The 1,261-nt window shown below is 68.0% G+C and carries 1 protein-coding gene; it reads left to right on the forward strand.

What is annotated here, in order from left to right:
* The first annotated feature begins 10 nt into the window (after window positions 1-10).
* Window positions 11-1,225 carry an RNA-guided endonuclease InsQ/TnpB family protein gene (locus ACZ7L1_RS39235; RefSeq protein ID WP_471444497.1) on the forward strand — a complete coding sequence of 405 codons (1,215 nt, stop codon included), beginning with the start codon at window positions 11-13 and terminating at the stop codon, window positions 1,223-1,225.
* Window positions 1,226-1,261: the final 36 nt, after the last annotated feature.

The raw sequence follows: 1,261 nt of genomic DNA on the forward strand, positions 1-1,261 counted from the left end.
GGTGGGCCGGATGATCCGTGCGTACAAGTTCCTTATGCGGCCCACCGTGGGTCAGACGGCAGCGCTCTGCGAGATGCTGCGTGATCACTGTTCGCTCTACAACGGGGCCTTGCAGGAACGCCGCGACGCCTACCGGCACGTCTCCAAGACCTCGATCAAGTACGGGCAACAGTCCGCACAGCTCAAGGAGATCCGGTCCTTCGACCCGGAGCGGCAAGGCCGCTGGTCGTTCTCCAGCCAGCAGGCGACGTTGCGCCGTCTGGACAGGGCATTCGCCGCGTTCTTCCGGCGCGTGAAGGCCGGGGACAAGCCCGGCTACCCCAGGTTCCGGGGCGTGAACTGGTTCGACACCGTGGATTTCCCCAAGGACGGCGACGGCTGCCGCTGGGACTCCACCCCGCACGACCCTGTCACCCGCGTCCGCCTCCAAGGTGTCGGGCACGTGAAGGTCAATCAGCACCGGCCCGTGGTCGGCAAGGTCAAGACCGTGTCCGTCAAGCGCGAAGGCAAGCGCTGGTACATCATCCTGACCGCCGAACAGGCGCAGCCCGAGCCGCTGCCCAAGACCGGCTCCGTGGTCGGCATCGACATGGGCATAGCCAACTTCCTCGCCGACTCAGGCGGCGAGTTCGTGCCCAACCCGCGCCACGGCCGCAAGGCCGCCGCGAAGCTCGAAGCCGCACAACAGGCCCTCGCCTGCTTCCCCCGCGTCCGCCGGGACAAGCGCACCAAGAATCACCAGCGGGCCGTCCAGCGCGTTGCCGACCTGCACCGCAAGGTCCGCCGCCAGCGCCTCGACCACGCCCACAAGGCCGCTCTTGGCCTCGTGCGCCAGCATGACTTCATCGCGCACGAGGACCTCAAGATCTGCAACATGGTCAAGGCCCCCGCGCCCAAGCTCGACCCCGGCCAGCCGGGCAGCTTCCTGCCCAACGGCGCGGCGGCGAAGGCGGGACTCAACCACTCGATCTCAGATGCCGGATGGGGGGTGTTCCTGACGATCCTGCACGCCAAGGCTGAAAGCGCCGGACGAGAAGTGATCGCCGTGGACCCCCGCAACACCTCCCGGACCTGCCCCGAATGCGGGCACGTCTCAGTGGAGAACCGGCCCACCCAGGAGAAGTTCCACTGCGTCTCGTGCGGCCACAGCGCGCACGCGGACACGGTGGGTGCTCTGAACGTTCTACGGGCCGGGCTGGTCCGTCGCGACGCCAACCCGGCATAGCGAGAAGCCCCCGGCTTCAGCCGGGGGAGGAGTCAC

Source organism: Streptomyces sp. NPDC107546 (genome assembly GCF_055639175.1).

Excerpts from the sequence above, each read along its gene's own strand:
- ACZ7L1_RS39235 (WP_471444497.1), top strand. The coding sequence starts at position 11 with ATGATCCGTGCGTACAAGTTCCTTATGCGGCCCACCGTGGGTCAGACG.